Below are 13,504 nucleotides of genomic sequence, written 5' to 3' on the forward strand. Positions count from 1 at the left end.
CTAAGCGGGATCACCGCACAAAGATGATCACTGTCCGATCCTGTGGATAACCCACAGCCTGTGGACAACCCACTCACTCAACGCGGTGAGATCACCGCTCCGAGCAGCCCCGGCCCGGCGTGCGCTCCGATCACCGCGCCCACCTCGCCCACCACCAGCTCGTCCAGCCCCGGCACCCGCTCCCGCAGCCGTTCCGCCAGCGCCGCGGCGCGGTCGGCGGCGGCCAGGTGATGGACCGCGATGGCCACCCGCCGGCCACCCGCCCGCTCGACGACGATCTCCTCCAGCCGCGTGATCGCCCGGGAGGCCGTACGGACCTTCTCCAGCGGCTCGATCCTGCCGTCGACCAGCTGCAGGATCGGCTTGACCGCCAGCGCCGACCCGAACAGCGCCTGCGCCGCTCCGATCCGGCCGCCCCGCCGCAGATAGTCCAGGGTGTCCACGTAGAAGAACGCCAGGGTGTCCGCGGCGCGCTTCTCCGCGGCGGCGACGACCTCGTCGGCCGTCCCCCCGGACCCGGCGGTCTCGGCCGCCGCCAGGACCGTGAAACCGAGCGCCATCGCGACCATGCCGGTGTCGACGACCCGTACGGGCACGGGCGCGTCGCGCGCGGCGACCAGCGCCGCGTCATAGGTGCCGGAGAACTCGGCGGACAGGTGGAGGGAGACGACCTGGTCGGCCCCCGCGTCCGCCGCGGCCCGGTAGCAGGCGGCGAACTCCGCAGGACCGGGCCGTGAGGTGGTCACCGAACGCCTGCGCTGCAGGGCCCTGGCGACCGCCTGGGCGGAGATCTCCGTCCCCTCTTCGAACGCCTCGTCGCCGATCACCACGGTCAGCGGAACGACGGTGATGCTGTGCCGGGCCAAAGCCTCCTGCGACAGGTAGGCAGTGGAATCCGTGACGATAGCGACATGCGGGGACATGTGCGGGAGGTTACCCGGGGCCCGGGCGTGGCGACAGTGCGGCCCGGGTCAAGATCGGCTGATGCGCTTCTGGTCGCCGATGGAGGCCGAGGAACCACCGGTCGGAAGCGTGGTCGGCGCCCAGTGCCGCAGCGCGCCCGCCTCGATGTCGATCTGCTGCGCCAGCGATGTCAGATCGTCGTCCGCGAACTGCCGCGCCCGGTCCTGCGCGGCCCAGCGCAGCGCGTCCGCGGAATGGGTGATCCGCTCGGTACGCTCGGCCAGCGACGGCAGCCGGTCGGCGATCCGCCCCTTGTCCGGCTCGCGCTCCAGCACCTTCAGCTCGGTGTCCAGCACGCGCGCGTGGTCGTTGAGCCGGGCGAGCAGGGAGGCCGCCTCGGACAGCGAGGCATCCTCGGCGGAGCCGGCGTCGAGTGCCCGGTAGGTGCTGTCGATGGAGGTACGCAGGGCCAGCCGGAGCTGCGCGAGCTCGCCGGCCGCCCCCATCAGCGTGTAGCGGCGGGCCTTGAGCGCGGTGTCCTCGACCACCCGGCGGGCCTGTGCGCTCCCGCGCTCCACGCCCCGCTTCACCGCTCGCACGGTCCGCACGGTGGCGACGGCGCCCACCGCCACGAACGACGCGAAGAGCAGCAGCAGCACAACGACGGCGATATCCACGGGTGCTCCTCCGGTCGAACGGGCGCGGGCAGCGGTATGGCCCGCACCGTCTACGGTAAACGCACCGGGCGGATCGGTGGTTCGATCAGAACCCCCAATCCGCCCGTAAGGGAAACCCCTGGGTACTCGGCCGGCGCTACGCGCGGCACTCACCGGCGCCCAGCCGGTACTCAGCAGCCAGTCCTCAGCAGCCGGTACTCAGCCGGTGACGATGTTGACCAGCTTCGGTGCCCGCACGATCACCTTGCGCACCGCCGCCCCGCCCAGCGCCGCGACCACGCCCTCATCGGCCAGCGCCAGCGCCTCCAGCTCGGCGTCGGAGATCGACGGCGACACCTCCAGACGGGCCTTGACCTTGCCCTTGATCTGCACGACGCAGATCACGGCCTCGTCCTGCACCAGCGCGGGGTCCGCGACCGGGAACGGCGCGTGGACCAGCGAGCCGTCGTGGCCCAGCCGGCGCCACAGCTCCTCGGCGATGTGCGGGGCCAGCGGCGCGACCAGCAGCACCAGCGGCTCCGCGACCGCGCGCGGCACCGGGCCGCCCGCCTTGGTCAGGAAGTTGTTCAGCTCCGTGACCTTGGCGATGGCGGTGTTGAAGCGCAGTCCCGCCAGATCCTGGCCGACGCCGTCGATCGCCTTGTGCAGCGCGCGCAGCGTCGCCTCGTCGGGCTCGGCGTCGGAGACGGTGACCTCACCGGTCTCCTCGTCGACGACGTTGCGCCACAGCCGCTGCAGCAGGCGGTACTGGCCGACGACCGCGCGGGTGTCCCAGGGGCGCGAGACGTCCAGCGGGCCCATCGCCATCTCGTACAGGCGCAGGGTGTCCGCGCCGTACTCGGCGCAGATCTCGTCCGGGGTGACGGCGTTCTTCAGGGACTTGCCCATCTTGCCCAGCACGCGGCTGACGGGCTCGCCCTCGTGGAAGTATCCGCCGTCGCGCTCCTCGACCTCGGCCGCCGGCACCGGGAATCCGCGCTTGTCCCGGTAGACGAACGCCTGGATCATGCCCTGGTTGTACAGCTTGTGGAACGGCTCGGAGGACGAGATCTGCCCCAGGTCGAAGAGCACCTTGGACCAGAAGCGCGCGTACAGCAGGTGCAGCACGGCGTGCTCCGCGCCGCCGACGTACAGGTCGACGCCGCCGTGCGGCCGGCCCTCGCGCGGGCCCATCCAGTACTGCTCGATCTCGGGGTCGACCAGCCGCTCGCTGTTGTTCGGGTCCAGGTAGCGCAGCTCGTACCAGCAGGAGCCGGCCCAGTTGGGCATGGTGTTGGTCTCGCGGCGGTAGCGCCGCACGCCCCGGCCGTCGCCCAGGTCCAGCTCGACGTCGACCCAGTCCTCGTTGCGGGACAGCGGGGTCTCCGGCTGGGTGTCCGCATCCTCCGGGTCGAAGGTGCGCGGCGAGTAGTCGTCGACCTCCGGCAGCTCCAGCGGCAGCATCGACTCGGGCAGCGGGTGGGCGACGCCGTCCTCGTCGTAGACGATCGGGAAGGGCTCGCCCCAGTAGCGCTGCCGGCTGAACAGCCAGTCGCGCAGCCGGAAGTTGACGGTCGCCTCGCCGATGCCGCGGCCGGTCAGCCACTCGGTGATCCGCGCCTTGGCGTCGGCGACGCCCAGGCCGTCCAGCGAGAACTCGTCGTTGGCCGAGTTGACCAACTTCGCGTCGTACGAGGCGAAGGCCTCGTCCCACGTCGTGGGGTCGGTGCCGCGGCCGTCGCCGGGCTGGACGACGCAGCGCATCGGCAGCTCGAAGGCTCGGGCGAAGGCGAAGTCGCGGCTGTCGTGCGCGGGGACCGCCATGATCGCGCCGGTGCCGTAGCCCATCAGCACGTAGTCGGCGATGAAGACCGGGACCTTGTCGCCGCTGACCGGGTTTACCGCGTACGCGCCGGTGAAGACGCCGGTCTTCTCCTTGGCGTCGGCCTGCCGCTCGACGTCGGACTTGGCGGCGGCCATCTTGCGGTAGGCCGCCACGGCCTCGGCGGGCGTGGCGTGCCCGTCGGTCCACACCTCGTGGGTGCCCTCGGGCCAGGCGGCCGGGACGATCCTCTCGACCAGCTCGTGCTCGGGAGCCAGCACCATGTAGGTGGCGCCGAACAGCGTGTCCTGGCGCGTCGTGAAGACGGTGATCTTCTCGTCGCCGACGGCGAAGTCCACCCGGGCGCCCTCGGAGCGCCCGATCCAGTTGCGCTGCTGCAGCTTGATGGCCTCGGGCCAGTCCAGCGGCTCCAGGTCGTCGATCAGCCGGTCCGCGTAGGCCGTGATGCGCATGTTCCACTGGCGCAGCTTGGACTTGAAGACCGGGAAGTTGCCGCGCTCGGAGCGGCCGTCCGCGGTGACTTCCTCGTTGGCCAGCACGGTGCCCAGACCCGGGCACCAGTTGACGCGCGACTCCGACGCGTACGCCAGCCGGTACTCACCCAGCAGGTCGGCACGCTCGATGGGGCTCAACGCGTCCCAGGCACGGCCGTCGGGGGTGGGGCGGGCGCCGGAGGCGAACTGCTCGACCAGGGTGTCGATCGGACGGGCCCGGCCCGCCTCCTCGTCGTACCAGGAGTTGAAGATCTGCAGGAAGATCCACTGGGTCCACTTGTAGTACGCCGGGTCGATCGTCTCGACCGACCGGCGCATGTCGTGGCCCAGGCCCAGCCGGCGCAGCTGGCGCCGCATGTTCTCGATCGCGTCCTCGGTGGAGATCCGCGGGTGCGTCCCGGTGGCGACCGCGTGCTGCTCGGCGGGCAGCCCGAAGGAGTCGAAGCCCAGGGTGTGCAGCACGTTGTGGCCGGTCATCCGCTGGTGGCGGGCGTACACGTCGGTGGCGATGTAGCCCAGCGGGTGGCCCACGTGCAGTCCGGAACCCGAGGGGTACGGGAACATGTCCATGATGAATTTCTTGGGCTTGGCGGCCAGCTCGGCGTCGCCCGCCAGGTCACCCCTGGGGTTCGGCGCCTCGTAGGTGCCCGACGCTTCCCAGAAGTCCTGCCAGCGGGCCTCGATGTCGGCGGCCAGCTGGGCGGTGTACTTGAAGGTCGGCACAGTACGGTGCGGCTCGGCTGCCTCAGTGGCGGCGGTGGTCTCGCTCATCGTCCTCGAAGCTCCATCGTGATCATGACGGGCGTACGCCGCGTCTGCTGCCTGCCTGCGGAAACGAAAAAACCCCTCGCACAGGAGGGGCCGCCGCACCGACTCGGATCGCTCTGGATCGTTGTCAGTGCGGCTTGCTAAGCAGAAGGCGTACGGCACGCATGCGGTCAGGTTACCGCAGCGCACGAGGGGCCCGCACCGGGAATGCCCCGGTGCGGGCCCCTGCGCCGACTCAGGCGCTCAGCGCCCGCGCGGACCGAGTGGTCAGCGCGTGTACCGACCGCTTGGTCAGTGGTGGTTCTTCTTCGGCAGGTACGAGGTCACGTAGTCGGCACCGGGGGTGCCGACGCCGGTCACGTCGTCGAAGCCGACCGTGGCGTGCAGCGACGCGTCCTTGCCGAGGCTGCGCAGCGACGTGATCGTGCCGTCCGCCGCGTCGACGCCGTTGACGTAGTCGACGCGGACGACCGCCTCGTCACGGCCCTGGCCCAGCGGGTGGTCCGTGACGTCGTGGTACGCCGAGGTGGCGTACCGGTCGTAGATCAGCGGGTTGGCGAAGCCGACCGGGATCCCGTGCCGCGCCTGCTGCACGAGGGCCTGGACGCCGGCGATCACCGGGGCGGCGAGCGAGGTGCCGCCGATCCGGTACTCGCTGTACGCCAGCGACCCGTCCGCGAGGGACTGGGTCTGACCGACCAGGAAGCCGGTGTTCGGGTCGGCGACCGCCGAGATGTCCGGCTCGACGCGCTGCTTCTGGCCGCCGCCGTTGGCGAGGGCGAGCGAGTCCGGAACGACGTTGCGCTGGTAGAACGGCTGCGCGTAGAGCTTGCTCGTGCCGCCGCCCGCACCCGAGGTGTAGGCGCCGGGGAAGCCCGTCCAGCTGTTGCCGTCAGCCGACAGCAGGGCCTTCTCGGTGCCCCAGCCGGTCTCGAACGTGTACTTCTCGCCCTTGCCGACGGCCAGCGAGGTGCCGCCGACCGAGGTGGCCCAGGGGGAGTTTCCGGGGGTGTCGACCTGCTTCACGCCGGTCTTGGCGACGTTGTCGCCGGAGTCACCGGAGGAGAAGTAGAAGCCGATGCCCTCGACAGCACCCTGCAGGAAGGTCTGGTCGTAGGCCGCGGCCACGTCCGGCGTCTCGTTGGCCTCGACGTCGCCCCACGAGTTCGAGACGATGTCGGCCAGCCGGCCGTCGACGATCTTGTTCAGGGCGTCGAGCAGGTCGTTGTCCTGGCAGGACGCGCCACCGACGTAGACGATGTCGGCGTCGGGGGCCACGGCGTGCACGGCCTCGACGTCGAGCGTCTCCTCGCCGTACCAGCCACCCGCGTCGCAGGCCTCGGTCGAGTTGTAGTCGGCGGGCAGCACCTGGGAGAGCTGACCCTTGCGGTACGCCTGGTCGCCGTTCGCCTTGGCGTACTTCTTCGCGTCCTGGACGATGTACGGCGAGGCGTACGCGTCCGTGATCGCGACCGTGACGTTCTTACCGGTGTAGCTCTTCGCACCGTAGGCGGCGCGCAGGTCCTTGCCGGTGTAGCCCTTGATCGCGTAAGGCGCCTTGGTGCCGTAGGCGGAGGGGAGCTTCTTGTTGGTGTTCGAGCCGTAGTAGCTCGAGAACGGTCCGGCGTTCTTGAAGACCGCGCCGGGAGGCGGCAGCGCCTCGTCGTGCTTGGCGACCTTGGGAGCGTTGTCCAGGCCGACGACCGTGAGCACCGCGCCGTTCAGCGTCGCCGGCGCGGAGGCCGTCGTCGCCGGGGCGTGGTAGGTCTTGCCGTCCTTGGTGAAGTTGTGCAGCTGGGTGCCGAACGCCTTCTCCGCGGCCGCCACGTCACCGCTCACGGTGAGGTAGTGCTGGGTGGTGCCGGTCACCTTGAGGCCCGAGGACTTCAACCATGCGGTGACCGCGGCTATCTGGTCCTTCGTCGCACCGAACCGCGCCTGCGTCTGGGCCGCGGTCAGATACTTGCCGTAGGAAGCCGAGTTCGGGTCGGACACCGCGGTCGCATAGGCCGTGAGGCCCTTCGCGTCCCGGCCCGCCAGGTAGACACGGGCGGTGACGCCGCTGGCGTCCGCCGTGCTTCCCTTGTCCGCCTTGGCAGTTGCCCACAGCGGCTTGGTGCCGGTGAGCAGCTGCCTGCCGTGCGGTTGGTCGGCCTGTGCGGCAGGTGTGCCCAGCGCGAGCGCGCCGGCCATCAGCGGCAGCGCTGCTGCCACCGCCAGCCCGGCACGCGTTCTTTTGCGCTCAAATCTCATGAAACCCCCATGCGAAGCGAGTTGACGCCGATTACGGTGTCGCCGCTATGCGTACGGCTCGTACCGCAGAGCGCCACTCTTTCGCCGAAAAGCTCATGTCAGGGGCATGCAATTGCCAAGACCAGGCCAAGGAAGCGCCCGTGAACGGTAAGGAGGCGTGCGCGGCGGCCACCCGGCGCGGAACCTTCGGCCACCCGGCGCGGAACCCTCGGCCGGGCCGGGGAGGTTGCCGGCGAACTGCCCGAAGCCGCGGCGGGACCCGCCGGCGCCCGCCGATCCACCGGGCGCTGCTGCCCGCGGGCTCCGCGGGCCGTCCGTGCGCATGATCGCTTGAGCGGTCTCATCGCCCGCGAAGCCCGCATGGCTCTCAACGCCCGCAACGCCCGCAACGCCCGCAACGCCCGCAACGCCCGCAACGCCCGCAACGGAAAAATCCCGCCCGATCATGAAGATCGGACGGGATATTCCCTCTGTGGAGCTACGGAGAATTGAACTCCGGACCTCTTGCATGCCATGCAAGCGCTCTACCAACTGAGCTACAGCCCCGCGTCGTGCCCCGCCGGGTTCCCCCGGCGACTCGGCATACATTACACGGCCCTGGGGGTGTTTCGCCAAATCGATTACCCGGTGCCCGGGGCTCGCCCGGGGCACCCGGTGCCCCTGCTTTCGGAGCTCCGGCCAGGTACTGTCGGGATTCCGTGCCAGCTTCACCGGCGCCCCGTGCCCCCCACCAGTACCCCTGGAGAAGAGCACTGTGACAGCGACGCAGCTGACCGCCGACACCCGCGCCCTCGCGGCCAGGACGTTCATTCTGCGGCGACCGACGCTGCTCGCGGCGACGGTCTGCCTGATGTCCTTCGTCGGCTTCTGGCTGGCGCAGCGCGCCTCCCACGTGTCGATGATCGACCTCATGGTCTACCGGGCCGAAGGCGCGACCGCACGCAGCGGCGGCGATCTCTACGAGATGCGGGCCACGTACGCGAAGCTCCCGACCACGTATCCGCCGTTCGCCGCGCTGATGTTCATGCCGCTGACGTGGATCGGCGTGGGTGCGATGCGCGCGGCGGCGACGGTGGCGAACCTGGGCCTGCTGATCGCGCTGGTGCATCTGTCGCTGCGGCTGACCGGGCGGCCGACCAAGTTGCCGCCCGCCGCGGTGACACTCGCCATCGCGTCGGTCGCGGTGTGGTGCGAGCCGGTGTGGACGACCCTGCGGTACGGGCAGATCAACCTGCTGCTGGCCGTGCTGGTGCTGTGGGACCTGACACGGCGCGCGGGCCACCGCTGGGCCGGGTTCGGGACCGGTCTCGCGGCGGGCGTCAAGCTGACGCCCGCGCTGTTCGCGGTGCTCCTGGCGCTGGCCGGGGTGGCACTGGGCTGGCGGCGCCTGCGCGGTGGCCACAACCCCTGGAACCCGCACCTGCGGCGGGCTGCGGTGGCTGTCGTAACGTTCGTCGGGACGGTGGCGATGGCAGCGGTGGCACTGCCGCACGACTCCCGGCGGTTCTGGACCGAGATGCTCTTCGCGGCGGACCGGGTGGGCTACGGCGAGGACACCGCCAACCAGTCGCTGCGCGGTGTCTTCGCCCGCGCCCTCCACACCGCCGACCCGGGCGCCGGCTGGCTGCTGGCGGCCGCCCTCGTCGGCTGCGCGGGCCTGGCCGTCTCGGTCGCGGCGCTGCTCGCCGGGGACCGGCTCCCCTACAACGTGGCGTGGGCAACGCTGGCCTGCGCGGTGACCGCGCTGCTGGTCAGTCCGATCTCCTGGTCGCACCACTGGGTGTGGGGGGTGCCGATGGTGATCCTGCTCGGCACCGAGGCGCTGCGCCGCCGGGACCCGTTGTGGGCGGCGGGGGCGGCCCTGGCGGGGGTGCTGTTCTGCTCGTTCATGCTGTGGATGGTCCCGCACGGCGCCCCGCGGTTCGAACTGGGGCAGAACGGCGGTCAGATGCTCCTGTCCGCCGTCTATCCGGCGACCGGTGCCGCGTTCCTCGCGGTGACGGGCGCGGTGGCGTTCCAGGCCTTCCGCAACGATCCGCGCCGCCGGCGTTCCACCCCCACGCTGTCGTCGCGGCGGTTGGCCGCGTACGACTACGCCGACCGCTGACCGCCGGCCCATCCCACCCATCCCATCCCTGCCTCAGGTCTCAGGCCTTCAGGTCTCCACAGACCTCCGCCGGACCGGGGGCCGCGTCGCAGAGGCTGCTCTCGACCCGCGCCAGCAGCCGGGCCAGTTCCCCGCGCTCGTCCGCCGAGAGGCCCGCGACGGTGATCTCCTCCAGTCGCCGCCACGCGTCCTCGACGGGCGCGCGCAGCGCGTGGCCCGCCCCGGTCGCCTCGACGAGGACCGCGCGCCCGTCGTCGGGGTCGGGGCGTCGGGTGACCAGGCCGGACTGTTCGAGGCGCTGGACCATCCTGGTCACCGTCGAGGGGTCGAGCTCCAGCAGCTTGATCAGTTCCGCCTGCCGCTGGGGCCCCGCGTCCCACAGCCGCATCATGAGCAGCTCCTGCCCCGCGTAGAGGCCGGCGCCGCGCAGCAGCCGGCCGGCGGCCATGCGGTGGGCGCGGGCGGTGCGGAACACCGCGTGGCTGATGTCGGTGACGCCGCAGGGTGCCGACGGCGTACAGACGGGGTCCTCGGGGTCCTCGGGGCGACTGGTCGGGGTCATCCACCCATTATGTTGGCCGGCCAAGGAATGTGCGGCCCCTCGGCGCCGTTGGATTGATTGGCCGACCACCTAACTGCCGAGGAGACCCTCATGCCCAACGCCTTCGACCCCATCGACCTCGGCGGCATCCGGCTGCCCAACCGCATAGCGATGGCGCCGATGACCCGCAGCCGGGCCCACGGCCCCGGCACCAGCCCGACGCCCACCATGGCCGAGTACTACGCCCAGCGCGCCTCCGCCGGACTGATCATCACCGAGGGCGTCCAGCCCAGCGCCGTGGGCCAGGGCTATCCCGACACCCCCGGGCTGCACAGCGCGGAGCAGATCGCCGCCTGGCGGACGGTGACCGACGCCGTGCACGCGGCGGGGGGCAGGATCTTCGCCCAGCTGATGCACGCCGGCCGGATCGGCCACCCGGACCTGCTGCCGGACGGGCTCGTCCCGGTCGGCGCCTCACCGGTGGCCGCCGAGGGCGTGGTGTACACCCATGAGGGGCCGAAGGAGTTCATCGCGCCGCGCGAGCTGGACGACGCGGAGATCCGCGCCACCATCGCCGACTTCGCGACGGCGGCCGGCAACGCGATCGAGGCCGGCTTCGACGGGGTCGAGATCCACGGCGCCAACGGCTACCTCGTCCACCAGTTCCTGGCCCCCAACACCAACCTCCGCACCGACGCCTGGGGCGGTGGCGACGAGGACCGCATCCGGTTCGCCGTCGAGGTGACCCGCGCGGTGGCCGACGCGATCGGCGCGGACCGCACCGCCCTGCGGATCTCCCCCGGAAACCCGTACAACGACATCGTCGAACCCGACCCCGAGGCCGCCTACAGCGCCCTGGTGCGCGCGGTCGAACCGATCGGCCTGGCCTATCTGCACCTGGTCGAGGGGGCCGACCGCGGGCTGACGCTGCGGCTGCGCAAGCAGTACGCCGGCACCCTCGTCCTCAACGTCTGGTCGGAACGCCGCCCCCACCCCGCCCGAGGCGCTCTCGCTGATCGAGGACGGCGCCGCGGACCTGATCTCCTACGGCGCCCTGTTCCTCGCCAACCCCGACCTGCCGCGCCGCCTCGCGACCGGGGGACCGTACAACACCCCCGACTCGGCCACGTTCTTCGGCGGGGACGAGCGCGGCTACACGGACTATCCCGCGCTCGTCTGAACACGGCGGCGGGCGGAGCCGGACGGGCTCATGGACGGCGGCGGGCGGAGCCAGACGGGCTCATGGACGGCTCCGCCCCACGTGTCCCGCTACGCCCGGTCGCGTCGCAGCCCCAACAGCGCCCCGGCCAGCGCGATGACGGTCATCGCCGCCGCGGTCACCGCGAAGGCGTGGGCCGCGGGGTGCGGCCCCGCAATGTCGAGGCGGTTCAGGAACAGGGTGCCGAAGGTGGCCACGCCCACCAGCATGCCGAGTTGGGTGACGGTGGCCAGCAGCCCGCTGGCGTCCGCCGCGTCCTGCGGGGCCACCTTCCCCAGCGCCCGGGTCAGGGTCGGGCTGAACGCCGCGCCCAGCCCGGCGCCGATCCCCGCCAGACCGGCGAAGAGCGCGAACCCGCCGTGTCCGCCGCCACGCAGCGCCAGGGCGAGCCCCGCGAACGACAGGGCCGCGACGGCGAATCCGGCCGGAGCCAGCCACCGGTGCCAACGCTGCGGCAGACGACGCCAGTTGAGGCCCACCCCGCCGAAGAACACCGCAGCGACGGCGAAGGTGAGACCGGTGCGCAGCGCGCTGTCCCCCAGTCCGGTCTGCAGATGCAGGGCGATGCTGAACAGGAAGCCGGCGTTGACCGCCATGGCCAGGCCGATCATCGTCGCCGCCCGCACCATCCCCGGCGCCCGCAGCACCCGCCCGGAGACCAGCGGGGCGCCGCCGCGCCGGGCGAGCCGCGCCTCCAGCACCGTGAACAGCCCGAACAGGGCGACGCTCAGACCCAGGCATACCCAGCCCCACAGCGGCCAGCCCTCCTCCTGCCCGAGCACCAGCGGCACGGTGAACAGCGTCACCGCGGCGCCGAGCGTGAGCAGCCCCGGAAGATCGAGGCCGCGGCGCCGTTCGGGGCCGCCGCCGGCGACCGCCGGGATCACGCGCGGCGCGACGACCAGCATGACCAGCCCGATCGGCACGTTCACCAGGAACACCGGCCGCCAGCCGGTGCCGAACAGGTCCGCGCTGACCAGCACCCCGCCGAGCGACTGCCCGATCGCCGCGCCGGAGGCGAGCACCGCCGCGTAGACGCTGAGCGCCTTCGACCGGGCCTCGCCGGTGAACGTCAGCTGGATCAGGCTGAGCACCTGGGGGATCATCAGCGCCGAGCCGGCGCCCTGGACGAACCGGAAGCCGATCAGTTGCCCGGTGGACTGCGCCAGCCCGCAGGCGAGTGACGAGGCCGTGAAGAGGGCCAGCCCGGACAGGAAGATCCGCCGGTGGCCGAGCAGATCACCGATCCGGGCGCCGGTGATCAGCAGCACCGCGTAGGCGATCGTGTAGCCGGCCACGATGAGTTGCAACCCCGCGCCCGAGGCGTGCAGATCGGTACGGATGGTGGGCGCGGCGACGTTCACGATGAAGACGTCGAGCAGGGCCATGAACTGGCCCGTCAGGATGATGCCGAGCAGCAGGCCGTTGCGCGGACGCCGGACGGCTCCGGGGAGGGACTCCTTGTCGGTGACGGCGATCGGAAGCACGGAATTCGTCATGCCCGTCAGCCTGGACGCGGCACACTACTGGTAACGAGAGCCCTGTGATACGGGTACCGGCAGCACCTGGCAAGCCGACCCGGCCCGATGGAGGATGGGGTGCATGCCCCACCGCCGCACCGAGTTGGCCGCCTTCCTCCGCAGCCGCCGCGCCCGCATCACCCCCGCGGACGTGGGCATGCCGCCGGGTCTGCGGCGCCGTACTCCCGGTCTGCGACGCGAGGAGGTCGCGCAGCTCGCCGGGGTCGGGGTCACCTGGTACACGTGGCTGGAACAGGGCCGTCCGATCAACGCGAGCGTGCAGGTGCTCGACGCGGTCGGCCGGGTGCTGCAGCTCGACGTGACCGAACGGGAGCACCTCTACCGGCTGGCCGGCGTCCCGTTCGTCCGCCAGGACGCCTCCGACGCGGAGGTGGTGGGCGAGGAGGTCCAGGGCATCCTGGACGCCCTGGACCCGCTGCCCGCCGTCGTCTACAGCGCGCGCTACGACGTACACGCCTCCAACGCCGCCTACCGCGACGTCTGGCCCGCGACCGCGTTCGTCCCGCGCTCGGAGCGGAACGTGCTGCTGAGGCTGTTCACCACCCCGGACTGCTGCTCGTCGATGCTCAACAGTGACGAGGAGCTGCCCCGCATGGTCGGCCAGCTGCGGGCCGCCTACGGTCGGCACGTCGGGGAGCCGGTCTGGGAGGCCTTCATCGCGCACATGATCCGGGAGAGCCCGGAGTTCGCGCAGATGTGGGCGCGAGGCGACGTCGCCTCGCCGGGGCCACGGCTCAAGGTGTTCCGGCACGCGTCGGTCGGGCTGATCAACATGACCTCGGTGTCGCTGGCCATCGACGGCATGACCGAGCACCGGATCGTCGTCTATACCCCGGCCGACGACGCGAGCCGGGCGCGGATCAAGCGACTGCGCGACATGGCCGACCCCCTGATCGGCTGCCCCGTGCACCGGCGCAAGGTCTCGGAGATCGTGGCGGAACGGGACGCCCGGCGGCGGGACACGCACCGGGCGGCGGTCCTGGCTACCGACTGACCTGCGGCAACGCAAAGATCCCGCCCGATCGCAGTGATCGGACGGGATCTTGATTGTGGAGCTACGGAGAATTGAACTCCGGACCTCTTGCATGCCATGCAAGCGCTCTACCAACTGAGCTACAGCCCCGCCGTTACCAGCGGCTCGCGCTGGGAACGAGAAGAAGCTTAACCGGTCTCCCGGGC

The 13,504-nt window shown here is 71.4% G+C and carries 8 protein-coding genes, 2 tRNA genes and 1 pseudogene; 3 read left to right on the top strand and 8 right to left on the bottom strand.

The annotated features are described in order from the left end of the window. Positions 1-77: 77 nt before the first annotated feature. The 5 genes from M2266_RS12170 to M2266_RS12190 all read right to left on the bottom strand — a co-directional run bounded on the left by M2266_RS12170 (position 78) and on the right by M2266_RS12190 (position 7,463). Positions 78-923 (bottom strand): DegV family protein, encoded by an 846-nt coding sequence (locus M2266_RS12170; RefSeq protein ID WP_277438222.1) that lies wholly within the window; start codon positions 921-923, stop codon positions 78-80. A 48-nt stretch (positions 924-971) separates the two neighbouring features. Beyond that, positions 972-1,580 (bottom strand): hypothetical protein, encoded by a 609-nt coding sequence (locus M2266_RS12175; RefSeq protein ID WP_346780882.1) that lies wholly within the window; start codon positions 1,578-1,580, stop codon positions 972-974. A 198-nt stretch (positions 1,581-1,778) separates the two neighbouring features. Further along, positions 1,779-4,667: a leucine--tRNA ligase gene (leuS, locus tag M2266_RS12180; RefSeq protein WP_277438223.1), complete on the bottom strand. Its 2,889-nt coding sequence runs from the start codon at positions 4,665-4,667 to the stop codon at positions 1,779-1,781. 288 nt (positions 4,668-4,955) lie between these two features. Next, positions 4,956-6,917: a S53 family peptidase gene (locus M2266_RS12185; protein ID WP_277438224.1), complete on the bottom strand. Its 1,962-nt coding sequence runs from the start codon at positions 6,915-6,917 to the stop codon at positions 4,956-4,958. Between the two features lie 473 nt (positions 6,918-7,390). After that, positions 7,391-7,463 (bottom strand) — tRNA-Ala (locus tag M2266_RS12190). A gap of 208 nt (positions 7,464-7,671) precedes the next feature. Here M2266_RS12190 and M2266_RS12195 point away from each other — a divergent pair. Beyond that, entirely contained in the window at positions 7,672-9,024 is a 1,353-nt protein-coding gene (locus tag M2266_RS12195; protein WP_277438225.1) for a glycosyltransferase 87 family protein, read from the top strand. A 40-nt stretch (positions 9,025-9,064) separates the two neighbouring features. Here M2266_RS12195 and M2266_RS12200 read toward each other — a convergent pair whose 3' ends face one another. Then, a complete protein-coding gene (locus M2266_RS12200) occupies positions 9,065-9,586 on the bottom strand; it encodes a MarR family transcriptional regulator (RefSeq protein ID WP_277438226.1) in 522 nt (173 codons plus the stop codon). A 90-nt stretch (positions 9,587-9,676) separates the two neighbouring features. On the opposite strand from M2266_RS12200, the pseudogene M2266_RS12205 reads away from it, so the two are divergent. Further along, positions 9,677-10,745, top strand: a pseudogene (locus M2266_RS12205) (alkene reductase). An 89-nt stretch (positions 10,746-10,834) separates the two neighbouring features. Here the strand turns inward: M2266_RS12205 and M2266_RS12210 are convergent. Continuing rightward, entirely contained in the window at positions 10,835-12,190 is a 1,356-nt protein-coding gene (locus M2266_RS12210; protein ID WP_346780944.1) for an MFS transporter, read from the bottom strand. 196 nt (positions 12,191-12,386) lie between these two features. Between M2266_RS12210 and M2266_RS12215 the strand changes: the two genes are divergently transcribed. After that, on the top strand, positions 12,387-13,319 hold the full coding sequence (locus tag M2266_RS12215) for a helix-turn-helix transcriptional regulator (RefSeq protein WP_277438228.1): 933 nt from the start codon (positions 12,387-12,389) through the stop codon (positions 13,317-13,319). A 56-nt stretch (positions 13,320-13,375) separates the two neighbouring features. On the opposite strand, the gene M2266_RS12220 is transcribed toward M2266_RS12215, so the two are convergent. Further along, positions 13,376-13,448: transfer RNA gene (locus M2266_RS12220), tRNA-Ala, on the bottom strand. Positions 13,449-13,504: the final 56 nt, after the last annotated feature.

The sequence above is a fragment of the Streptomyces sp. SPB162 genome (assembly GCF_029504575.1).
Lineage (GTDB): Bacteria > Actinomycetota > Actinomycetes > Streptomycetales > Streptomycetaceae > Actinacidiphila.